A 22,613-nucleotide genomic window follows, 5' to 3' on the forward strand; every position below is an offset into this window, starting at 1 on the left:
CGCTCACGTCCAACTCGAAAAGAATCCCGGTCCGGCCTTGGCGCGGATTTCCTCGCCGGCCCTGCGTCCGAGGTCGGCGGCCTCCGCTGCCTTGCCGTCGACGGCGATGCGATGGCAGGTCGCGCCATCCGGCGTCAGGATCATGCCGGAAAAGCGGATATGCGTGCCGTCGGACACGGCGTGCCCGGCGATCGGCGTGCGGCAGGAGCCGTCAAGCGTCGCCAGGAAGCCGCGCTCGCAGGAAACGGCCTCGTGCGTGCGCCGATCGTCGATGGCCGCAAGCAGCGTATTGATCCGGGTGTCGCCGATGCGGCTCTCGATGCAGATCGCCCCTTGCGCCGGCGCCGGCGGAAATTCCGCTGGGTCGAGCAGTTCGGTCGGCACGTCGGTCATGCCGAGCCGCTTCAAGCCGGCATAGGCGAGAAGCGTGCCGTCGACCTGGCCTTCGGCGAGCTTGCGCAGTCGTGTTTCCACCTGGCCGCGATAGGTGATCACGTTGATGTCGGGCCGGAGGCGCCGAATGAGCGCCTGGCGACGCAGCGACGACGAGCCGACGGTGGCGCCCTGCGGCAGGTCCACAAGTCTCGGCGCCGTGCGTCCGACGAAGGCGTCGCGAACGTCTTCGCGTGGGAGGAAGGCGGAGAGGAAGAGCCCGTCTGGCAGCTTCGTCGGCATGTCCTTCGACGAATGCACGGCGAAATCGAGGTCCCCCGACACGAGCTGTTGTTCGAGCTCCTCGGTGAACAGGCCCTTGCCGCCGATCTCCGCAAGCGACCGGTCGGTGATCCGGTCTCCCTTCGTGGACAGGATCACGACCTCGAACATTTCCTGCGGCAGACCATGGGCAGCAGCCAGCCGGTCGCGCGTTTCATGCGTCTGGGCGAGCGCTAGTGGGCTGCCCCGCGTCCCGATGCGGAAAGGTTTCGTTTGCATCCTCGGTCATCCATTGTTACTGCATGGTTCCTTAAATCGGGACCGATTTAAGGATAAAACCATGCAGCAGTTCAAAGCGTTACAGCGTCCTTTGTGCTTCTGAAAGACGCACGGCGCTGACACAAGTTCCGTGTACCCACCTTTCCGTGCGACCGCAATCTTTGAGTAGACCACATATGTCCGCGCCCCTGCGTATCCTCGGCATCGAAACAAGCTGCGACGAAACGGCGGCGTCCGTCGTGCTGCGGGAAAAGGACGGCAGCGGCCGGATCCTTGGCGATGTCGTGCTCAGCCAGCTGGAAGAGCATAGCGCCTATGGCGGCGTCGTTCCGGAGATTGCCGCCCGAGCCCATGTCGAGGCGCTCGATACGCTGATCGAGGAAGCGCTGCTGCGCGCCGGCGTCAGACTTGAAGACATCGACGCGATCGCTGCGACAAGTGGTCCCGGGCTGATCGGCGGCCTGATCGTCGGGCTGATGACCGGTAAGGCGATCGCGCGGGCGACGGGCAAGCCGCTTTACGCCGTCAATCATCTCGAGGGCCACGCACTGACGGCGCGGCTGACGGATGGCCTGACGTTTCCATATCTGATGCTGCTTGTCTCGGGCGGCCACACGCAGCTGATCCTGGTGAAAGGCGTCGGCGATTACGAGCGCTGGGGCACGACGATCGACGATGCGCTCGGCGAAGCCTTCGACAAGACCGCAAAGCTTCTCGGCCTTCCCTATCCGGGCGGTCCGGCGGTCGAGCGCGCGGCCCGGACGGGCGATCCCAGGCGCTTCGACTTTCCGCGCCCCCTCGTTGGCGACGCGCGGCTCGACTTTTCCTTCTCCGGCCTGAAAACGGCCGTTCGCCAAGCGGCACAGTCGCTGGAGCCCGTGACGGAGCAGGATGTCGCCGACATCTGCGCCTCGTTCCAGCGCGCCATCTCGCGCACCCTCAAGGACCGTGTAGGGCGCGGACTGAAGCGGTTCAGGGCCGAGTTCGGCACTGTCCCTGAAGCGGCTCTGGTCGTGGCCGGCGGGGTAGCCGCCAATCAGGAGCTGCGGGCGACGCTTCAGGATCTTTGCGACCAGAACGGCTTCCGCTTCGTGGCGCCGCCGCTTCAGCTTTGCACCGACAATGCGGCGATGATCGCCTGGGCTGGTGCCGAACGGCTTGCGGCGGGACTGGAGGCGGATGGCCTCGATGTCGCGCCGCGCTCGCGTTGGCCGCTTGACAGCCAAGCACAGGCATTGATCGGCTCCGGCAAGCGTGGCGCCAAGGCATGATGGACAAGATGAGTGAGAAGCCGAAGATCGTCGTCGTTGGAGCCGGAGCATTCGGGACCGCGCTTGCCGCCGTAGCCGCAGCGACCGACAATGCCAAAGTGACATTGCTTGCCCGCCGACAGGAGACAGTCGAGGAGTGCCGCCGGACGCGCCGGAACGAGGCGTTCCTGCCAGGCATTCCGCTTCCGGCGGGACTTGCTTTTTCCGCCGATACGACCGTGCTGATGGACGCCGATGTCGTCCTCTTCGCCATGCCCTCTCAGGAGCATCGGGCCGCCGCCCGCAGCTACGGCGGCTGGATCGGCACCGATGCGACGATCGTCACCTGTGCCAAGGGGATGGAGCAAGCGACCGGCCGGCTCCTGACCGACGTGCTGGACGAAGAGTTGCCGGGCCGCAAGATTGGAGTTCTTTCCGGTCCGGGCTTTGCCGCCGATATCGCCAAGGGCTTGCCGACGGCAATGGTGATCGCGGCGCGCGACAGCGAGACAGCGACGGAACTCGCCGAGACGCTTTCCGGCCGGACGTTTCGGCTCTACCCCTCGGCCGACCGTGTTGGCGTGCAGCTCGGCGGCGCGCTGAAGAACGTGCTGGCGATTGCCTGTGGCATCGTCGAGGGCGCAGGCCTTGGCGATTCGGCCCGCGCAGCGCTGATTTCCCGCGGTCTTGCGGAAATGTCGCGCTTCGTCGTTGCCCAGGGCGGTGAGGCCGATACAGTCCGCGGCCTTTCCGGGCTCGGCGACCTCGTACTGACTGCGACGAGCCACCAGTCGCGCAACCTGCGCTTCGGCATCGCGCTCGGCAAGGACGGACGCGCGACTGGGCAGGGCGGCGAGCTGGTCGAGGGCGCCTTCGCCGCGTCGGTCGCAGCCCGCGTCGCACTCGACCTCGGCGTCGACATGCCGATTACCGAGGCGGTCGCCGCCATCATCGACGGAAGGCGTGATGTCCGCACTGCTCTGGAGCAGCTGATGTCGCGCCCGATAACTCAGGAATGACTTGGCAGCGGAATGAGGAAAGGTGCAGAGCGGTTGTCCGCCCGCATTCCGCGCCAAGCGATAACGTCAGGAGGAACCATGCTCTTCGCACTTCTATGCACGGATAGGCCCGGCGGGCTGCAGTTGAGGCTGGATACGCGCCCGGCCCACGTCGCCTACCTCAACGACCTCAACGCCAAGGGCATCCTCAAGATCGCCGGTCCCTTTCTCGGCGCGGACGCCAAGCCGACGGGAAGTCTGGTGATCGTCAAGGCCGAAACGCTTGAGGAGGCGAAGGCAATCGCCGAGGACGACCCCTATGCCAAGGCGGGCCTCTTTTCGAATGTCGAGATCAAGGCCTACAACTGGGTCTTCAACAATCCGGAGGCTTAAGCGGCGATGGCGTTCTGGCTTTACAAATCCGAACCGGCCAAATGGTCCTGGCAGATGCAGAAGGACGCGGGCAAGAAGGGCACGGAATGGACCGGCGTGCGCAACTATCAGGCGCGAAACAACATGCGGGCGATGAAGATCGGCGATAAAGGCTTCTTCTATCACTCCAACGAGGGGCTGGAGATCGTCGGCATCGCCGAGGTCTGTGCTCTCTCGCACCCGGATTCGACCGCTGAAGGCGATGCCCGCTGGGATTGCGTCGATATCCGCGCCGTCATGGACGTCCCGCGTCCGGTCTCCTTGAAGGAGATCAAGGAGAACCCGAAGCTCGCCAAGATGTCGCTGGTGACCTCGATGCGGCTGTCGGTGCAGCCGGTTACGGAGGACGAGTGGATCGAGGTTTGCCGCATGGGCGGCCTCGACAATCCGCCGCGCTGAGATCCCTTTCCTTGAAGACCGATCCCGAACGCTTTATCCGAGCCAACACCGGCGTCCTTTCGCCGCCGCATGTGCCGGAGATCCGGTTGCATCTTGCAAGCGAGGCGCATGATCTCTGGCTGAAGACGGAAGAGGAACTGGAGGAGATCGGTCTGCCGCCGCCGTTCTGGGCTTTCGCCTGGGCGGGCGGGCAGGGGCTTGCGCGTTATATTCTCGATCATCCGGACAGCGTGCGCGGGCGCCGCGTCATCGATTTCGCCTCCGGCTCCGGCCTGGTTGCGATCGCGGCCATGAAGGCGGGTGCCTCTTCCGTTCTTGCCGTCGACATCGATCCCTGGGCGGAAACGGCGGTACGGCTGAATGCGGAACTGAACGGGGTGGAAATCGGATTCAGCAACCGGAACATCATCGGCGAGCCGAAGGTCGCCGATGTCTACCTCGCCGGCGACGTCTTTTACGACAAGGCTTTTGCGGATCTGCTCCGCCCCTGGTTCGCCGGATTGGCGAGGGCGGGAGCGGCGGTGCTCGTCGGAGATCCCGGACGCGCCTATTGCCCGCGGCAGATGATGAGGGCGCTCGCGACCTATGCGGTGCCGGTCACGCGGGCGCTCGAAGACAGTGAGGTAAAGCGCACGACCGTCTGGCGCTTCGAACCGGCCGAAGCCGTCGGCGGCTGAGCCGATCGCGGCCCCAATGCATGTTGTCCAAAACTACGCAGCAGTTTTGGACAACGAAGGCAAAAGGCAAAGAGGCATAGCGCGCTTTATGGCCGGATGACGCAGACGCCGTGTTCCCAGGAGCAGACGCGGTCGTTCGGTTGCGGCGAGACGACGATGATCTTCGCACGCTTCAGCGGCGGGGCGCCGTCGACCGCATCCTCGCCGAAATAGCTGGAATTGCCGTACTGGCGGAAATAGATGCCGTTGCCCTCCTGGCGGAAGGCGGAGATGCCGCCGGCATAGGTTCCGATGCCGGGGGTGACCGAAGGAAAGTCGTCGCCGCCGTACGAACCGAAGCCATCATAGAAGCTGGAACCATAGCCCCCGCCGATCACGACCACACCATGGTCGCGGCGCCAATCACGCTTGGCATGGTGTCGTAGACGGTGCTTCATCCGTACGTGCCGGGTGCGAGTTTTCACGTCCTGCATGTCCCGATTGAACAAAGAAAAGTCGTCAAAGCCGGACACGACGGAGCGGTGCCTTCTGCGGTCGCCAAATTTGCGATGGCCGTGATGCCAATCGCGCCATGCGTGATGCGGCTTTCGGTGCAGTCTTATATGCCGGACGCGGGTCTCGACCTCAGATAAACCCTGCCGGTCGCCCGCCATCGCAGGCATTTCTGCGGTCATCACCAGAGCGCAGACCAGCGCTAGAACTTTGGTCGCATGGACCGCTCGCAACAGATTCATTCTGCCGTGCCCTCCGGATCATCCTTAACAAATTCTTAACGCCATCCTGGGCCAAGCGAGGGCAAATGTCACGGATTTGCTTATGTTTTCTGCGCTTATCGTTAATTCGACCGATGTCTTGGCAAGGCCGGAAAATGCCGCTTTTCGTCTAATCGATTTTATTTATTTTGCACCGCAAACACACTTGTCGTTAAGCCTTATGGTGATTAAAGGTCCGGATGACTGAATTGCGCACAATCGTGTGCGATACCGGACGAATGCGATCCAGTTTGGGGCGTCGAATCCGGTCATTCCGTGAGGTTCCGATGACGAATGTCACAAGAAGCCGGCCGCTTTCGCCGCATCTTCAAATCTACAAACCCATCCCGACCATGGTGATGTCGATTGTGCACCGCATTACCGGCGGCGCGCTTTATTTCGGCACGATCCTAGTGGCGTGGTGGCTGATCGCCGCGGCTTCCGGCGCGGCCTACTACGATTGGGTCAGCTGGCTCTTTGGCACGTTGATCGGCAAGCTCGTGCTCTTCGGCTACACCTGGACGCTGGTTCATCACATGCTCGGCGGTATTCGCCACTTCGTTTGGGACCTCGGCTACGGCTACGAGAAGCATTTCGCAACGAAGATGGCCAAGGCGACGATCGTCGGATCGGTGGCTCTGACGCTGCTGATCTGGGTGATCGGCTATCTGGTCCGCTACTGAGGGGGAATGAGGATGGACATGCGCACACCTCTCGGCAAGGTTCGCGGCCTCGGCTCCGCCAAGGAGGGGACCGATCATTTCTGGCGCCAGCGCCTGACGGCCGTTTCCAACGTTCCGCTGCTGATCTTTTTCGTGTTCTTCGTTGCCCGCTACGCCGGCGCCCCGCATGCGGAGGTCGTCGCGGCGCTCTCCAATCCGTTTGTGGCGGTGATCATGGGCCTCGTGCTCGTTTCGGCTCTCACACACATGAGAATCGGCATGCAGGTGATCATCGAAGACTACGTGCATGGCGAAGGCGCCAAGGTCGCCCTTCTCATGCTCAACACATTTTTCGCGATCGCGATCGGCGGGCTCTGTCTTTTCGCCATCCTGAAGATCGCTTTTGCAGGGTAATTTCGTCATGGCATCGATCAGTTCACCCGCTGCAAACGGCAAGGCCTACCAATATGTCGACCACGCCTTCGACGTCGTCGTCGTCGGTGCTGGCGGCGCTGGCTTGCGCGCCACGCTCGGCATGGCCGAACAGGGCCTGAAGACGGCCTGCATCACCAAGGTCTTCCCGACGCGCTCGCACACCGTCGCCGCCCAGGGCGGCATCGCCGCGTCGCTGCAGAACATGACGCCGGACAGCTGGCAATGGCATCTGTACGACACCGTCAAGGGCTCCGACTGGCTCGGCGATGTCGATGCCATGCAGTATCTCACCATGGAAGCGCCGAAGGCGGTTTACGAGCTCGAGCACTACGGCGTGCCGTTCTCGCGCAACGAGGAAGGCAAGATCTACCAGCGGCCGTTCGGCGGTCATATGCAGAATTTTGGCGAAGGCCCGCCGGTGCAGCGCACCTGCGCGGTTGCCGACCGCACCGGCCATGCGATCCTGCACACGCTCTACGGCCAATCGCTCCGGAACAACGCCGAATTCTTCATCGAATATTTCGCCATCGACCTGATCATGTCGGACGACGGGCGGTGCACCGGCGTTGTTGCCTGGAACCTCGACGACGGCACGATCCACCGCTTCTCGGCGAAGATGGTGGTGCTGGCGACCGGCGGTTACGGCCGCGCCTATTTCTCGGCGACCTCGGCGCACACCTGCACCGGCGACGGCGGCGGCATGATCGCCCGCGCAGGCCTGCCGCTCCAGGACATGGAGTTCGTGCAGTTCCACCCGACCGGCATCTACGGCTCGGGCTGTCTGATCACCGAAGGCGCGCGCGGCGAGGGCGGCTATCTCGTCAACGCCGAAGGCGAGCGCTTCATGGAGCGTTATGCCCCGTCGGCCAAGGATCTCGCCTCGCGTGACGTCGTTTCGCGCTGCATGACACTGGAAATCCGCGAGGGCCGCGGCGTAGGCAAGAACAAGGACCACATCTTCCTGCATCTCGACCACCTCGATCCGGCCGTGCTGCACGAGCGCCTGCCGGGCATTTCCGAGAGCGCGAAGATCTTTGCCGGTGTCGATGTCACCCGCGAGCCGATCCCGGTGCTGCCGACCGTCCACTACAACATGGGCGGCATTCCGACCAATTATTGGGGCGAGGTGCTGAACGCTGACGGTCAGAACCCCGAGCGCATCGCGCCGGGGCTAATGGCAGTCGGCGAAGCGGGCTGCGCCTCGGTCCACGGCGCCAACCGGCTCGGCTCCAACTCGCTGATCGACCTCGTCGTCTTCGGCCGTGCCGCGGCGATCCGCGCCGGCCAGATCATCGACCGGCAGGAATCGATCCCGGCGATCAACACCGCCGCCTGCGACCGCATCGTCGAGCGCTTCGATCGCCTGCGTCATGCCAATGGCAGGACGCCGACGGCGGTGCTGCGCGAGAAGATGCAGCGCGCCATGCAGGAGGACGCCGCGGTATTCCGCACGCAGGAATCGCTCGAATCCGGCTGCCGCCGTCTGTCGGAAATCTGGAAGGAACTTCCCGACGTCAAGGTCACCGACCGCTCGATGATCTGGAACTCGGACCTTGTCGAAACGCTTGAGTTGGAAAACCTGATGGCCAACGCCATCACCACCATCTACGGCGCCGAAGCGCGCAAGGAGAGCCGCGGTTCGCATGCCCGCGAGGATTACACCGAAGGCCCGTTCGGCGGGCGCGACGATGTCAACTGGCGCAAGCATACGCTCGCCTGGGTCAACGAGGCCGGCGATGTCCGGCTCGATTACCGCCCGGTTCACACCGACCTGATCGCCGAGGGCATCGATCCGATGAAGATCGCCCCGAAGGCGCGCGTGTACTGATCTCGAGGATTAAGGACATGGTTGAACTCGCTCTCCCCAAGAACTCGCAGATCACCGAAGGCAAGGTCTGGCCGAAGCCGGTCGGCGCGACGAACCTGCGCGAATACCGCGTCTATCGCTGGAACCCGGACGACGGCAAGAACCCGCGCGTCGACACCTACTATATCGACATCGACGACTGTGGCCCGATGGTGCTCGACGGTCTGCTCTACATCAAGAACAAGATCGATCCGACGCTGACGCTGCGCCGCTCCTGTCGCGAAGGCATCTGCGGCTCCTGCGCGATGAACATCGACGGCACCAACACGCTCGCCTGCACCAAGGGCATGGACGAGATCAAGGGAACGGTGAAGATCTATCCGCTGCCGCATATGCCGGTGGTCAAGGATCTGGTGCCGGATCTCACCAATTTCTATGCCCAGCACCGCTCGATCGAGCCCTGGCTGAAGACGGTTTCGCCGACGCCGGCGAAGGAATGGAAGCAGAGCCACGAGGACCGTCAGAAGCTCGACGGCCTTTACGAGTGCATCCTGTGCGCTTGCTGCTCGACCTCCTGTCCGAGCTACTGGTGGAACGGCGATCGTTATCTCGGTCCGGCCGTTCTCTTGCAGGCCTACCGCTGGCTGATCGACTCCAGAGACGAGGCGACCGGCGAGCGGCTCGACAATCTCGAGGATCCGTTCCGGCTTTACCGCTGCCATACGATCATGAATTGCGCCCAGGCCTGTCCGAAGGGGCTCAACCCGGCCAAGGCGATCGGCGAAATCAAGAAGATGCTGGTGGAGCGCAGGATCTGACCCTAGAGCGCCGCTCGTCTTGTGAGACGCGTAAGGGACGCTGTAGCACTTTGAATTGCTGCATGTTTTTATCCTTAAACCGGCTAAGGTTTAAGAATAAATGCAGCAGCATCCTTTGTCGGTCACGGCTTCGACGGCGGGCTTTCTGCCCGCCGTTTGCGTATCACGAATTTCACGTCCACGTGTCGGCATTTGATTTGAAACTTTCGACGGTCCTCATAGCTTTAGAATGGGATCGGAGATTGCGATGAATCGTTTGTTGCTTGCACTTGCCGCCGGTTGTCTGATGGCCCTGCCGGCGCGGGCGGCCGAGCCGCAGTTCGCGCTGTTTGCCGGCGGCTGCTTCTGGTGCGTCGAGACCGATTTCGATGGTGTGCCCGGCGTTCTCGAGACGATTTCGGGCTACGCTGGTGGCGCGAGCGCCAATCCGACCTATGAGGATTACGTGAAGGGCGGTCATCGCGAAGTCGTCCAGATCAAGTTCGATCCGGACAGGGTTTCCTATTCAACGCTTGTCGCCGTGCTGTTTCACACGACCGACCCGACGGATGGCGGGGGTCAGTTCTGCGATCGCGGCTTTGCCTATACGACGGCGATCTACGCGCTCGACGAGAGGCAGGCCATGGACGCGAAGGCCGGAAAGATCAGGGCCGAAGCCGAACTCGGCAAGCCGATCGTCACGCCGGTCGAAGGCACCGCAAAATTCTGGCCGGCCGAGGATTACCATCAGGACTTCGGCGCGCGAAACCCCATTCGCTACTGGTACTACAGGAACGGCTGCGGCAGGAACCGGGCGGTCGAGGCGCTCTGGGGTGACCGCGCCTATGCCGGGGTCAATCACTGATTGTGTTTACGCCGGCTGGAGTTTCGATGCTTCCCGAGTGTGCATTCCTCTTCGGACCAGCGTTTCAATCGTGCAACAGGTACTGCTGAAATGCCTTCCCTTGATTTGACAGGTGGATTTGCTGTAGTTCGGCCATTATTATCGCGTTGCATCATGGTTCGGCGAAGATATCGGGGGTAAGAGATATGCGGGTTTTTCATGCGGCGGCGGGGCTGGCGGTTGTGCTTGCGCTGACCGGATGCCAGCGGACATCCATGGGTGGTTTCGGTTCTCAGGATGTTTCACCTGCTCCCCTGCAGGCCCAGCCCGTTCCGACGGTTTCGTCGAGCCAGCTCCCTGACCCGACGACGAACACTTCGCAGTTCCCCGCGGCACCGACCGGCGGCGCTGCGGCACCCGGCGGCGCGCCGGCCGGCACGCAAGTTGCGGCGGCGCCCAACGCGCTCGACGTAACGAAGGAATCGATGGTCGGCAATTGGCGCGTGTCGAGCGCCGGCAGTTCCTGCGACATGTTCCTGACACTGACGAACCTCGGCAGCGGATCGCGCGGCGGCACACGCGGCTGCGCCGGCGAACTGACGACGATGGGTTCCTGGGAAGTGGCCGGCAAGCAGGTCGTGCTCAAGGATCGGGGCGGCAGCCCGATCGCCCGCCTTTACAAGACGGCGGACGCGCGCTTCGACGGCTCGACCAACAGCGGGCAGCCGGTCAGCCTCAGCCGCTGACGGCCGTTAACGTCCGGCCTGGGCCGGATGCGACGCGGGATGAGGACGTGTGAGCAGGTTTCGCTCGTCCCGCGCCTCTCTCGCCGGAATTGTTCCTTGCTCACCTTGGGTGCCGCGTGCTCAACCCGGACGACAGCATTCTCCACAAACTCGAAACGCTCGTCACCACTGGCGAACGCCAGCGCGACCCGGCGCAATTGCTGATCGCCCGGCGGCTCGACCGCCTGACGGCGGAACTGCTCGCCAGCAGGCCGTCGCGCAAGTCTAACGCGCTTGGCTGGCTTTTCGCCTCGCGCAAGAAGGACCACGCTCCGGTCAAGGGGCTTTACATCCATGGTGGCGTTGGGCGCGGCAAGACGATGCTGATGGACATGTTCTTCGACGCCGTGCCGATCCAGCGCAAGCGTCGAGCGCATTTCCACGAGTTCATGGCGGATGTGCACGAGCGCATCTACAAGCATCGCCAGAAACTCAAGAGCGGCGAGACGAAGCAGGCCGACCCGATCCCGCCGGTCGCCTCCGAGCTCTTCGGCGAGGCACGGCTGCTGTGCTTCGATGAATTCTCGGTCACCGACATTGCCGACGCGATGATCCTGGCGCGCCTCTTCGGCGAACTTTTCGCCAAGGGCTGCGTGCTCGTCGCGACATCGAACGTCGAGCCGAGCGATCTTTACCGCGATGGCCTCAATCGTGGCCTCTTTCTCCCTTTCATCGACCTGCTGAAGGCGAACGCGGAGATCATCTCGCTCGATACCGAGACGGATTACCGGCTGCAGAAGACGGATGGAAATCCGGTCTGGCTTTCGCCGCTCGGTCCGGAGGCGGAAGCCGCGATGGACCGCGCCTGGTATCGCGAGACCGGCGGAGCACCCGAAGCCCCGGCGGACATCAGCCGCAAGGGGCGCAAGATCCACGTGCCATCGGCGTCCGGCCGAAGCGCCCGTTTCGCTTTTGCCGACCTCTGCGCGCAGCCGCTCGGCGCGGCCGACTACCTCGCCATCCTGGCGCAATACAGCACGATCTTTGTCGATCACGTTCCGCATCTGGGGCCCCACCTGCGCAACGAGACCAAGCGGTTCATCATCCTCGTCGATACCCTTTACGATCAGGGCGCGCGCCTCTTTGCCTCCGCCGCGGCCGAACCGCAGCAGCTGCTGACCGCTAGAAAGGGAACGGAAGGCTTCGAATTCGACCGCACCGTATCGCGTCTGATCGAGATGCAAAGCGAGGAATATGCGGCGCAACATCCGGCGAGAACGGCTGTTTGATGACGCAACGGTTACAAAAAGTCTTACGTTTACGTAAGAATTTTATGATCTAACCGATTGAAATTGCTCTGTCAAAAAGTATCAATTGATATTTTATCATTTGCCGTTTATGGGCTTTCGCGAAGGTTTGGCGTTTGCCGCGTTTCAGGCCTCGATCATATTGGGATCACAAAGGAAGCACTTTCATGGCGCGCAACAAGATTGCACTTATCGGCTCAGGGATGATTGGTGGCACGCTGGCGCATCTCGCCGGCCTGAAGGAACTGGGCGATATTGTCCTGTTCGACATCGCCGACGGCATTCCCCAAGGCAAGGGCCTCGATATCGCACAGTCGTCCCCGGTCGAAGGTTTCGATGCATCGCTCACGGGCGCGAGCGATTATTCTGCGATCGAAGGTGCCGACGTCTGCATCGTGACTGCCGGCGTGCCGCGCAAGCCCGGCATGAGCCGCGATGATCTGCTCGGCATCAATCTCAAGGTCATGGAACAGGTCGGCGCCGGCATCAAGAAATATGCCCCGAACGCATTCGTCATCTGCATCACCAACCCGCTCGACGCCATGGTGTGGGCGCTGCAGAAGTTCTCCGGCCTGCCGAAGAACAAGGTCGTCGGTATGGCCGGCGTTCTCGATTCCTCGCGCTTCCGCCTCTTCCTCAGCCAGGAATTCAACGTGTCCGTCCAGGACGTCACGGCCTTCGTGCTTGGCGGCCATGGCGACACGATGGTGCCGCTCGCCCGCTACTCGACCGTTGCCGGCATTCCGTTGACCGATCTCGTCCAGATGGGCTGGGTCACCAAGGACCGCCTCGAGGAAATCATCCAGCGCACCCGTGACGGTGGCGCCGAGATCGTCGGCCTCTTGAAGACCGGCTCGGCCTACTATGCACCGGCTGCTTCCGCGATCGAGATGGCGGAAGCCTATCTCAAGGACAAGAAGCGCGTGCTTCCCTGTGCGGCCCATCTTTCCGGCCAGTACGGCGTCAAGGACATGTATGTCGGCGTGCCGACGATCATCGGTGCCGGCGGCGTCGAGCGCATCATCGAGATCGATCTCAACAAGAGCGAGAAGGAAGCCTTCGACAACTCGGTGGCGGCGGTCGCTGGCCTTTGCGAAGCCTGCATCAACATCGCGCCCAGCCTGAAGTAACCGCCATCCGGCCAATCAGACAGGAATAACCCCATGAACATTCATGAATATCAGGCCAAGGCTCTCTTGAAGAGCTATGGCGCGCCGGTCGCCGAAGGCGTCGCGATCTTCTCCGCCGACGAAGCGGAAGCCGCTGCGAAGAAGCTGCCGGGACCGCTCTACGTCGTGAAGAGCCAGATCCACGCCGGTGGTCGCGGCAAGGGCAAGTTCAAGGAACTCGGCCCCGACGCCAAGGGCGGCGTGCGGCTCGCAAAATCCGTCGACGAGGTTGTGGCGAACGCCAAGGAGATGCTTGGCAACACGCTGGTGACCAAGCAGACCGGTCCGGCCGGCAAGCAGGTCAACCGCCTCTACATCGAGGACGGCGCCGACATCGACCGCGAACTCTACCTCTCGATCCTCGTCGATCGCTCCGTCGGCCAGGTTGCCTTCGTCGTTTCGACAGAGGGCGGCATGGACATCGAAGCGGTTGCCGAGCACACGCCGGAGAAGATCGTCACTGTCGCGATCGACCCGGACAAGGGCGTCACCGCAGAAAATCTGAAGACGCTCGCCGACGCGCTGAAACTCGAAGGCGAAGCGCGTGCCGATGCTGAAAAGCTCTTCCCGATCCTCTACAAGGCCTTCGTCGAGAAGGACATGAGCCTGCTGGAGGTCAATCCGCTGATCGTCATGAAGAACGGCCGCATGCGCGTGCTCGACGCCAAGGTCTCTTTCGACGGTAACGCGCTCTTCCGCCACGAGGACGTGGTCGCCCTGCGCGACACGACGGAAGAGGACGAGAAGGAAATCGAAGCCTCCAAGCATGACCTCGCCTATGTCGCTCTCGACGGCAACATCGGCTGCATGGTCAACGGCGCCGGGCTTGCCATGGCGACCATGGACATCATCAAGCTCTATGGCGCGGAGCCCGCGAACTTCCTCGACGTCGGTGGTGGCGCTTCGAAGGAAAAGGTGACGCACGCCTTCAAGATCATCACTGCCGATCCGGCCGTGAAGGGCATTCTCGTCAACATTTTCGGTGGCATCATGAAGTGCGACGTCATCGCTGAAGGGGTGCTCGCCGCCGTCAAGGAAGTGGGTCTCAAGGTGCCGCTCGTCGTTCGCCTCGAAGGCACGAATGTCGAGCTTGGCAAGAAGATCATCAATGAATCGGGCCTCAACGTCATCTCCGCCGATGATCTGGACGATGCCGCCCAGAAGATCGTTGCAGCCGTGAAGGGAGCCTGAGGCCGATGTCCATCCTGATCAACAAAGACACCAAGGTCCTGGTTCAGGGCCTGACCGGCAAGACCGGTACCTTCCACACCGAGCAGGCGCTCGCCTATAACGGCACGAAGATGGTCGGCGGTATCCACCCGAAGAAGGGTGGTGAGACCTGGACCGGTGCCAAGGGCGAGCAACTCCCGATCTTCGCGTCCGTTGCCGAAGGCCGTGACGCGACCGGCGCCAATGCATCGGTCATCTATGTGCCGCCGGCAGGCGCTGCCGCCGCGATCATCGAGGCGATCGACGCGGAAATTCCGCTGATCGTCTGCATCACCGAAGGCATCCCGGTCGCCGACATGGTCAAGGTCAAGGCGCGGCTCGAGAAGTCGTCCTCGCGCCTCATCGGCCCGAACTGCCCGGGCGTGCTGACCCCGAACGAATGCAAGATCGGCATCATGCCGGGCAATATCTTCCGCAAGGGCTCGGTCGGCGTTCTGTCGCGCTCCGGTACGCTCACCTACGAGGCCGTCTTCCAGACCACCAACGAAGGTCTCGGCCAGACGACCGCTGTCGGCATCGGCGGCGATCCGGTCAAGGGCACCGAATTCATCGACGTGCTCGAAATGTTCCTTGCCGACGACGAGACCAAGTCGATCATCATGATCGGCGAGATCGGCGGCTCGGCTGAAGAGGACGCGGCGCAATTCCTGAAGGACGAGGCCAAGCGCGGCCGCAAGAAGCCGATGGTCGGCTTCATCGCCGGCCGCACGGCTCCCCCCGGTCGCACCATGGGCCATGCCGGCGCGGTCATTTCCGGTGGCAAGGGCGGCGCGGAAGACAAGATCGCGGCGATGGAATCGGCCGGCATCCGCGTCTCGCCGTCGCCGGCACGGCTCGGCAAGACGCTGGTCGAAGTCCTGAAGGGCTGAGGCTCCGATAGCGAGGCTCGGGGCCGGCGCCGAGTGCCGGCCCTCAGCCGAACCAATTTATGACGCAAGCTTGGCGCACTAGAGCGCCGAATAAACGTGAACGACCGGGAAGACCCGGCATCCAACTTTAGTCAGGAGGCGAACCAAGGGTTCGCGAGAGACCATGACAAGGCAAGAGGCCAACGAGCAATTCCAGCTCACATCGTTTCTGGATGGCGCCAACGCTGCTTACATAGAGCAGCTCTATGCACGCTACGAAGCGGATCCGTCCTCCGTTTCGTCCGAATGGCAATCCTTCTTCAAGGCGCTCGCCGACCGGCCGGAAGACGTTGTGAAGGCCGCCAAGGGCGCCTCCTGGAAGAAAAGCAACTGGCCGATCGCGGCCAATGGCGAACTCGTGTCGGCGCTCGACGGCGACTGGGGCGCCGTAGAAAAGGTCATCGAAAAGAAGGTCAAGGCCAAGGTCGAGGAAGCCGCCGCAGTCACGGGCGTCCCGGTCAGCGAAGCGGAGGTCCATCAGTCGACGCGCGATTCCGTCCGCGCCATCATGATGATCCGCGCCTACCGCATGCGCGGCCATCTCCATGCCAAGCTCGATCCGCTCGGCCTTGCCGATCCGGTCGAGGACTACGATGAGCTTTCGCCGAAGTCCTACGGCTTCGAGGAGAAGGATTACGACCGCAAGATCTTCATCGACAACGTGCTCGGCCTCGAATACGCGACCGTGCGCGAAATGGTCGAAATCCTCGAACGCACCTATTGCTCGACGATGGGCGTCGAATTCATGCACATGTCCAACCCCGAGGAAAAGGCCTGGATCCAGGGCCGCATCGAAGGTCCGGACAAGGGCGTCGAATTCACACCCGAGGGCAAGCGCGCGATCCTGCAGAAGCTTATCGAAGCCGAAGGTTTCGAGCAGTTCATCGACGTCAAGTACAAGGGCACGAAACGCTTCGGCCTCGACGGCGGTGAGTCGCTGATCCCGGCGCTGGAGCAGATCATCAAGCGCGGCGGCCAGGAAGGCCTCAAGGAAATCGTCCTCGGCATGGCTCACCGCGGCCGCCTCAACGTGCTTTCCCAGGTGATGGCCAAGCCGCATCGGGCCATCTTCCACGAGTTCAAGGGCGGGTCCTACGCGCCAGATGACGTGGAAGGCTCCGGCGACGTCAAATATCACCTGGGCGCTTCGTCCGACCGCGAATTCGACGGCAACAAGGTGCATCTGTCGCTGACGGCGAATCCGTCGCATCTCGAAATCGTCAACCCGGTCGTCATGGGCAAGGCGCGGGCCAAGCAGGACCAGATGGCGACCGTGTTCGAAGGCGACATCATTCCGCTGCGCGAACGCGTGAAGGTCATGCCGCTTCTGCTGCATGGCGACGCGGCTTTCGCCGGCCAGGGCGTTATCGCCGAAATCCTCGGTCTCTCCGGCCTGCGCGGCCACCGCGTTGCCGGTACCGTGCACTTCATCATCAACAACCAGATCGGCTTCACCACGAACCCGGCCTTCTCGCGCTCCTCGCCCTATCCCTCGGACGTGGCGAAGATGATCGAGGCGCCGATCTTCCATGTGAACGGTGACGATCCGGAAGCCGTCGTCTATGCGGCCAAGGTCGCGACCGAATTCCGGATGAAGTTCCACAAGCCGGTCGTCGTCGACATGTTCTGCTACCGTCGCTTCGGCCACAACGAGGGCGACGAGCCGGCGTTCACGCAGCCAAGGATGTACAAGGCCATCCGCGCCCACAAGACGGTCGTGCAGCTCTATTCCGAACGGCTGATCGCCGAAGGTCTGATGACCGAGGGCGAGGTCGAGAAGATGAAGGCGGACTGGCGCGCCCATCTGGAGCAGGAGTTCGAGGCCGGACAGTCCTACAAGCCGAACAAGGCCGATTGGCTCGACGGCGCCTGGTCGGGCCTGCGCACGGCCGACAATCAGGATGAGCAGCGCCGCGGCCGGACTTCGGTGCCGATGAAACAGCTGAAGGAAGTCGGCCGCAAGATATCCGAGATCCCGGCTGGCTTCAACGCGCACCGGACGATCCAGCGCTTCATGGAAAACCGCGCCAGCATGGTGCAGACCGGCGAGGGCATCGACTGGGCGATGGCGGAAGCGCTCGCCTTCGGCACGCTCGTCACAGAAGGCACGAAGATCCGCCTCTCGGGTCAGGACTGCGAGCGCGGCACCTTCTCGCAGCGCCACTCGGTTCTTTATGATCAGCAGACGGAAGAGCGCTACATCCCGCTCGCCAACCTGTCGCCGACCCAGGCACGCTACGAGGTCATCAACTCGATGCTCTCGGAAGAGGCGGTGCTCGGCTTCGAATACGGTTATTCGCTTGCCCGCCCGAACGCGCTGACGCTGTGGGAAGCCCAGTTCGGCGACTTCGCCAACGGCGCGCAGGTGGTCTTCGACCAGTTCATCTCGTCCGGCGAACGCAAGTGGCTGCGCATGTCCGGCCTCGTCTGCCTGCTGCCGCACGGCTATGAAGGCCAAGGACCGGAGCACTCCTCCGCGCGCCTCGAGCGCTTCCTGCAGCTCTGCGCGGAAGACAACATGCAGGTCGCCAACGTCACGACGCCGGCGAACTACTTCCATATCCTGCGCCGCCAGGTGAAGCGCGATTTCCGCAAGCCGCTGATCCTGATGACGCCGAAGTCGCTTCTGCGTCACAAGCGGGCGGTCTCCAGCCTCTCCGAAATGGCGGGCGAGAGCTCCTTCCACCGGCTGCTCTGGGACGATGCGGAGGTCATCAAGGACGGCCCGATCAAGCTGCAGAAGGATTCGAAGATCCGCCGCGTCGTGCTCTGCACCGGCAAGGTCTACTACGACCTGCTCGAGGAGCGCGAGAAGCGCGGCATCGACGACATCTACCTGCTGCGCGTCGAGCAGCTCTATCCGTTCCCGGCCAAGGCTCTGATCAACGAACTCAGCCGCTTCCGCAATGCGGAGATGGTGTGGTGCCAGGAAGAGCCGAAGAACATGGGCGCCTGGTCGTTCATCGATCCCTATCTCGAATGGGTGCTCGCCCACATTGATGCCAAATACCAGCGGGTGCGTTATACCGGCCGTCCGGCCGCCGCGTCGCCGGCGACGGGCCTGATGTCCAAGCACATGGCCCAGCTTGCCGCCTTCCTCGAGGACGCGCTGGGGGGCTGATCGGCTCCCCACGGTCTGCCAATCGCTGGAGCACTTCCAGGAAAAGTGCGTAGCGGTTTTCCGTCCGGAAGTGCGTAACTCAAAGATCTAGAAACAGATATCTGATCAACGGAACAAAAATCATGGCAACAGAAATCCGCGTTCCCACCCTTGGCGAATCCGTCAGCGAAGCGACCGTCGGCACCTGGTTCAAGAAGGTCGGCGATGCGATCAAGGCCGACGAACCGATCCTCGAACTCGAGACCGACAAGGTGACGATCGAAGTGCCGGCGCCGGCCGCTGGCACGCTTTCCGAAATCGTAGCGCAGGCGGGCGAGACCGTCGGCCTTGGCGCGCTGCTCGGTCAGATCGCCGAAGGCGCCGGTGCGGCGGCTGCTGCTCCGGCTGCTCCGGCTCCGGCAGAGAAGAAGCCTGAACCCGCTGTTGCGGCTCCGGCCGCGCAGCCAGCCGCTGCAGCGCCAGCACCGCAGGCGCCGACGTCGATGCCGCCTGCACCGGCCGCCGCCAAGCTCCTGGCGGAAAACAATCTCTCCGCCGACCAGGTCGACGGTTCGGGCAAGCGTGGCCAGGTGCTGAAGGGTGACGTGATCGCTGCTCTCGCCAAGGGCATTTCGGCCCCCGCCGCCGAACCGGCGAAAGTCCAGGCGCGCGCGCCGGCGCCGGCAGAGGACGCCGTCCGCGAAGAACGGGTCAAGATGACGCGCCTGCGCCAGACGATCGCCAAGCGCCTCAAGGATGCACAGAACACGGCCGCGATGCTCACCACCTACAACGAGGTGGACATGAGCGCGGTGATGAGCCTGCGCAACAAATACAAGGATATTTTCGAGAAGAAGCACGGCGTCAAGCTCGGCTTCATGGGCTTCTTCACGAAGGCCGTCACGCATGCGCTCAAGGAACTGCCGGCGGTCAACGCCGAAATCGACGGCACTGACGTCATCTACAAGAACTTCTGCCACATCGGCGTCGCCGTCGGTACCGACAAGGGTCTCGTCGTTCCGGTCGTCCGCGATGCCGACCAGATGTCGATCGCCGAGATCGAGAAGGAAATCGGCCGCCTCGGCAAGGCCGCTCGCGATGGCGCGCTGTCGATGGCCGACATGCAGGGCGGCACCTTCACCATCTCCAACGGCGGCGTCTATGGTTCGCTGATGTCCTCGCCGATCCTCAACGCGCCACAGTCCGGCATCCTCGGCATGCACAAGATCCAGGACCGGCCGGTTGCGATCGGCGGACAGGTCGTCATCCGTCCGATGATGTATCTCGCGCTCTCCTACGATCACCGCATCGTCGACGGCAAGGAAGCAGTGACCTTCCTCGTGCGCGTCAAGGAGAGCCTCGAAGATCCGGAACGCCTGGTGCTCGATCTCTAAGACAGGCGGGGCGCGACAAGCAGCCCCCGCTTCTTCTTCCGGGTGCGCGGATGTCGCTGGAACTCACCTACCTGCTCGCGAGCGCAGCGCTGGCCTTCGTCTACATGATGACGCAGGCGGGCGCCTACCGCTTGCAGCACGGGCTTGTCGACCGGGACCCAAACCGAGACGTGGAGGAACGGCCGAACATGCTGACGGCGCGCGCCGGGCGCGCGCTTCGCAACTTTCAAGAGACCTATCCGATCTTCATCGTGCTCGTGGTCGTGGTAGAGTTCACCGGCCGCAGCGGGCTGCTGACGCAGTGGGGTGCGATCGTCTGGTTCTGGGCGCGGGCCGTCTATCTGCCGGTCTATGTCGCCGGGCTCGGGCGGTTTCGCTCGGCGATCTGGGCTGTATCGGCGGCGGGGCTGGCGCTGATCCTTGCGGGCATTCTCATCTAGACGGAGGAGAAAAGCATGGCATTCGAACCGAACGTTCCCCCGATCCAGGCGCATATCTGCGTGAAGGACGGCCTTGCCGCCATCGCCTTCTACGAAAAGGCGTTCGGCGCCGTTAACACGTTTCACCAGATGGCCGAAGACGGCAAGCGCGTCATGCATGCCAATCTCGCCCTGTTCGGCGGCGAGATCATGCTGCATGACGAGTTTCCGGAATTCGGAATGAGCATCAGTTCGCCCAAGACCGCCGGCGGCGCCAGCGTCGCGATCAATATCAATCTTCCGAAGCCGGACGATGTCGATGCGGCCTTTGCCAAGGCGATCGCCGCCGGGGCATCGACAGTGATGGAACCGCAGGATACGTTCTGGCAAGCACGCTATGCGCGCATCCAGGATCCCTTCGGTCACATCTGGGCCTTCAACGCACCGGTCGCAAAATCATGAGCAATTATTTGATCGAACTCGCATCATTGATGGCGATCTTCTCGTTCGCCATCATCTCGCCCGGCGCCGATCTCGCCATGGTGATGCGGCAGTCGCTGGTGCATGGGCGCCGTCAGGCGATCATCACCTCCTTCGGCATCGGCACGTCGCTGATGTTTCACGTCAGCTACACCATCCTCGGGCTGGGGCTGATCATTTCCCAGTCGATCTATCTCTTCAACATCGTCAAATGGTGCGGCGTCGCTTACCTGATCTATATCGGCATCAAGGCACTCCGCGCCGGCCAGACGGAAATCACGGCCGAAGCCGGAGAGGATGCCGGTGCGGGCAGGGCACAGTCGGTGCTCAGAGCCTTCGGCCTCGGCTTCGCCGCCAATGCGCTCAACCCGAAAGCGGTCTTCTTCTTTCTGTCGATCTTCTCGACCGTGGTCAGCGCGCATACGCCGATGATGGTCAAGTTTGGGTACGGCCTCGTCATGGCGAGTGCTCTGATTCTCTGGTTCGTCGGCGTCAGCCTGTTCATGACGACGCCGCGGATGCGTGCTGCCTTCACCCGGGCGAGCAAGTGGATCGACCGGGCAAGCGGCCTCGTCTTCATCGCGCTCGGGCTGAAGCTTGCGACGGAGAGGGCCGCCTGATGATCAGCCGCAGCGGTTTACCAGCTTCGCTTGCCATCGCGCTGGTCGCTACGCCTGCGCTTGCCGACGAGTGCCGGCAAGCGCAGGCGATCTATGGCGATGCGGACGGCGGCTACGAGTTGCGCTTCGAGCCGGTCGGCTCGGAAAGCGCTGCCACCAGCAATCACTTCAAGATTAGCGTCGAAAGTTCCGGACTGCTTCTTGATGGCGTCGTCATGTGGTCGGGCGAACCGGAGCGCTCGAACGGGATCGTGATGCACAATTGCCCGACCGGCGACGTGACCGGCGAGGAATTGAGAGCCTGCACCGTCTGGGAAGGCGTGATCTACGCGGCCGACAAGGCGGGCGGGATCGGCCTGCTTCAGGCGGAGGATGCGCCGGCCGCCGAGCAGATCCTGCTTCCGGGTTTCGGCCCGGCACTCAGAGAGTCGAGTGCCTGGGGCAAGGGGAAGGCGAGCGCCGACAGCTCGGATGTCTTTGAATTCAAGGGATGTGCTGCATGAGCGGCGAGCGCGTTCTTCTCGTCACCGGCGGCAGCCGCGGCATAGGCGCCGCCGTCTGCGTCGCAGCCGCCAGGGAAGGCTGGCGCGTGGCGGTCAGTTACGCTTCTAACCGGAAAGCGGCGGAAGACGTGGTGCGTGCGATCGAGGAGGCAGGCAGCGTCGCGATTGCCGTTGAGGGAGACGTCGGTTCAGAAGCCGGTGTGAAGGCGATCTTCTCCGCCGTCGATGCCGGCTTTGGCAGGCTCGACGGCCTCGTCAACAATGCCGGCATTGTCGGTCCGCCGCAGCGCATCGACGAGATTTCGCCGGAACGGCTGGACCGGATGCTCCGCGTGAACGTGACCGGCTCGATCCGCTGTGCCGCCGAAGCGGTGCTGAGGATGTCGACGCGCCACGGCGGACGCGGCGGTTCGATCGTCAATCTGACCTCCATCGCCGCCGTGCTGGGCGCTCCGGGCCAATATGTCGACTACGCCGCCACGAAGGGTGCGATCGACACTTTCACCGTCGGCCTCGCGCGTGAAGTGGCGGCAGAAGGCATTCGCGTGAATGCGGTGCGTCCGGGCATCATCGATACGGAAATTCATGCCTCCGGCGGCCTGCCGGATCGCGCCCGCGACCTGGCGCCTTCGATCCCCATGCAACGTCCCGGCACGGCCGGCGAAGTTGCCGACGCAATTCTCTATCTCCTGTCGGATAAGGCGACCTATGTGACCGGAGCAATTCTCAACGTCAGCGGCGGCCGGTAACCGCCCCTGAAACAAGGATTATC

At 62.9% G+C, this 22,613-nt stretch carries 24 protein-coding genes; 22 read left to right on the forward strand and 2 right to left on the reverse strand.

Annotated features, from left to right (window positions below):
• Positions 1–3: 3 nt before the first annotated feature.
• Positions 4–933 (reverse strand): hydroxymethylbilane synthase, encoded by a 930-nt coding sequence (gene hemC / locus QN224_RS19465; protein ID WP_283977993.1) that lies wholly within the window; start codon positions 931–933, stop codon positions 4–6.
• A 176-nt stretch (positions 934–1,109) separates the two neighbouring features.
• On the opposite strand from hemC, the gene tsaD reads away from it, so the two are divergent.
• The 5 genes from tsaD to QN224_RS19490 all read left to right on the forward strand — a co-directional run bounded on the left by tsaD (position 1,110) and on the right by QN224_RS19490 (position 4,689).
• On the forward strand, positions 1,110–2,204 hold the full coding sequence (gene tsaD / locus QN224_RS19470) for a tRNA (adenosine(37)-N6)-threonylcarbamoyltransferase complex transferase subunit TsaD (RefSeq protein ID WP_283977994.1): 1,095 nt from the start codon (positions 1,110–1,112) through the stop codon (positions 2,202–2,204).
• Between the two features lie 8 nt (positions 2,205–2,212).
• Entirely contained in the window at positions 2,213–3,202 is a 990-nt protein-coding gene (locus tag QN224_RS19475; protein ID WP_283977995.1) for an NAD(P)H-dependent glycerol-3-phosphate dehydrogenase, read from the forward strand.
• 78 nt (positions 3,203–3,280) lie between these two features.
• Complete coding sequence (locus QN224_RS19480; protein WP_283977997.1) at positions 3,281–3,574, forward strand: YciI-like protein; 294 nt, start codon at positions 3,281–3,283, stop codon at positions 3,572–3,574.
• 6 nt (positions 3,575–3,580) lie between these two features.
• Entirely contained in the window at positions 3,581–4,012 is a 432-nt protein-coding gene (locus tag QN224_RS19485; protein ID WP_283977998.1) for an EVE domain-containing protein, read from the forward strand.
• Between the two features lie 11 nt (positions 4,013–4,023).
• Positions 4,024–4,689: a methyltransferase gene (locus QN224_RS19490; protein WP_283977999.1), complete on the forward strand. Its 666-nt coding sequence runs from the start codon at positions 4,024–4,026 to the stop codon at positions 4,687–4,689.
• 86 nt (positions 4,690–4,775) lie between these two features.
• Here the strand turns inward: QN224_RS19490 and QN224_RS19495 are convergent, their stop codons facing one another.
• A complete protein-coding gene (locus QN224_RS19495; protein WP_283978000.1) occupies positions 4,776–5,126 on the reverse strand; it encodes a hypothetical protein in 351 nt (116 codons plus the stop codon).
• Between the two features lie 602 nt (positions 5,127–5,728).
• Between QN224_RS19495 and sdhC the strand changes: the two genes are divergently transcribed.
• From sdhC to QN224_RS19580, 17 genes are all read left to right on the forward strand, one after another.
• A complete protein-coding gene (gene sdhC, locus QN224_RS19500; RefSeq protein ID WP_269280686.1) occupies positions 5,729–6,124 on the forward strand; it encodes a succinate dehydrogenase, cytochrome b556 subunit in 396 nt (131 codons plus the stop codon).
• 12 nt (positions 6,125–6,136) lie between these two features.
• Positions 6,137–6,517: a succinate dehydrogenase, hydrophobic membrane anchor protein gene (gene sdhD / locus QN224_RS19505; RefSeq protein ID WP_173508818.1), complete on the forward strand. Its 381-nt coding sequence runs from the start codon at positions 6,137–6,139 to the stop codon at positions 6,515–6,517.
• A gap of 7 nt (positions 6,518–6,524) precedes the next feature.
• On the forward strand, positions 6,525–8,366 hold the full coding sequence (sdhA, locus tag QN224_RS19510; protein ID WP_283978001.1) for a succinate dehydrogenase flavoprotein subunit: 1,842 nt from the start codon (positions 6,525–6,527) through the stop codon (positions 8,364–8,366).
• A gap of 17 nt (positions 8,367–8,383) precedes the next feature.
• The gene (locus tag QN224_RS19515; RefSeq protein ID WP_173508820.1) at positions 8,384–9,163 is read left to right on the forward strand and encodes a succinate dehydrogenase iron-sulfur subunit; all 780 of its coding nucleotides are present in this window, start codon (positions 8,384–8,386) and stop codon (positions 9,161–9,163) included.
• Between the two features lie 247 nt (positions 9,164–9,410).
• Positions 9,411–10,007, forward strand: a complete 597-nt coding sequence (gene msrA / locus QN224_RS19520; protein ID WP_173508821.1) for a peptide-methionine (S)-S-oxide reductase MsrA — start codon at positions 9,411–9,413, stop codon at positions 10,005–10,007.
• Between the two features lie 185 nt (positions 10,008–10,192).
• Positions 10,193–10,732 carry a protease inhibitor Inh/omp19 family protein gene (locus tag QN224_RS19525; RefSeq protein WP_173508822.1) on the forward strand — a complete coding sequence of 180 codons (540 nt, stop codon included), beginning with the start codon at positions 10,193–10,195 and terminating at the stop codon, positions 10,730–10,732.
• A gap of 116 nt (positions 10,733–10,848) precedes the next feature.
• The gene (zapE, locus tag QN224_RS19530) at positions 10,849–12,000 is read left to right on the forward strand and encodes a cell division protein ZapE (protein WP_283978002.1); all 1,152 of its coding nucleotides are present in this window, start codon (positions 10,849–10,851) and stop codon (positions 11,998–12,000) included.
• A gap of 185 nt (positions 12,001–12,185) precedes the next feature.
• Positions 12,186–13,148: a malate dehydrogenase gene (gene mdh, locus QN224_RS19535; RefSeq protein WP_269280701.1), complete on the forward strand. Its 963-nt coding sequence runs from the start codon at positions 12,186–12,188 to the stop codon at positions 13,146–13,148.
• Positions 13,149–13,181: 33 nt separating this feature from the next.
• The gene (gene sucC / locus QN224_RS19540) at positions 13,182–14,378 is read left to right on the forward strand and encodes an ADP-forming succinate--CoA ligase subunit beta (protein WP_225109844.1); all 1,197 of its coding nucleotides are present in this window, start codon (positions 13,182–13,184) and stop codon (positions 14,376–14,378) included.
• A 5-nt stretch (positions 14,379–14,383) separates the two neighbouring features.
• Entirely contained in the window at positions 14,384–15,286 is a 903-nt protein-coding gene (gene sucD / locus QN224_RS19545; protein WP_225109845.1) for a succinate--CoA ligase subunit alpha, read from the forward strand.
• A gap of 163 nt (positions 15,287–15,449) precedes the next feature.
• Positions 15,450–18,446 carry a 2-oxoglutarate dehydrogenase E1 component gene (locus tag QN224_RS19550; RefSeq protein ID WP_173508827.1) on the forward strand — a complete coding sequence of 999 codons (2,997 nt, stop codon included), beginning with the start codon at positions 15,450–15,452 and terminating at the stop codon, positions 18,444–18,446.
• A 122-nt stretch (positions 18,447–18,568) separates the two neighbouring features.
• On the forward strand, positions 18,569–19,819 hold the full coding sequence (odhB, locus tag QN224_RS19555; protein ID WP_173508828.1) for a 2-oxoglutarate dehydrogenase complex dihydrolipoyllysine-residue succinyltransferase: 1,251 nt from the start codon (positions 18,569–18,571) through the stop codon (positions 19,817–19,819).
• A gap of 50 nt (positions 19,820–19,869) precedes the next feature.
• Entirely contained in the window at positions 19,870–20,259 is a 390-nt protein-coding gene (locus tag QN224_RS19560; RefSeq protein WP_283978003.1) for an MAPEG family protein, read from the forward strand.
• 15 nt (positions 20,260–20,274) lie between these two features.
• On the forward strand, positions 20,275–20,700 hold the full coding sequence (locus tag QN224_RS19565) for a VOC family protein (RefSeq protein ID WP_283978004.1): 426 nt from the start codon (positions 20,275–20,277) through the stop codon (positions 20,698–20,700).
• Positions 20,697–21,338 carry a LysE family transporter gene (locus tag QN224_RS19570; protein ID WP_283978005.1) on the forward strand — a complete coding sequence of 214 codons (642 nt, stop codon included), beginning with the start codon at positions 20,697–20,699 and terminating at the stop codon, positions 21,336–21,338. Before QN224_RS19565 ends, QN224_RS19570 begins: the two co-directional genes overlap by 4 nt.
• Entirely contained in the window at positions 21,335–21,841 is a 507-nt protein-coding gene (locus tag QN224_RS19575) for a hypothetical protein (RefSeq protein WP_283978055.1), read from the forward strand. The genes QN224_RS19570 and QN224_RS19575 overlap by 4 nt, the downstream gene beginning before the upstream one ends.
• Complete coding sequence (locus QN224_RS19580) at positions 21,838–22,590, forward strand: SDR family oxidoreductase (protein WP_283978006.1); 753 nt, start codon at positions 21,838–21,840, stop codon at positions 22,588–22,590. The genes QN224_RS19575 and QN224_RS19580 overlap by 4 nt, the downstream gene beginning before the upstream one ends.
• Positions 22,591–22,613 lie beyond the last annotated feature (23 nt).

The organism is Sinorhizobium sp. 7-81, assembly GCF_030124405.1.
Lineage (GTDB): Bacteria > Pseudomonadota > Alphaproteobacteria > Rhizobiales > Rhizobiaceae > Sinorhizobium > Sinorhizobium psoraleae.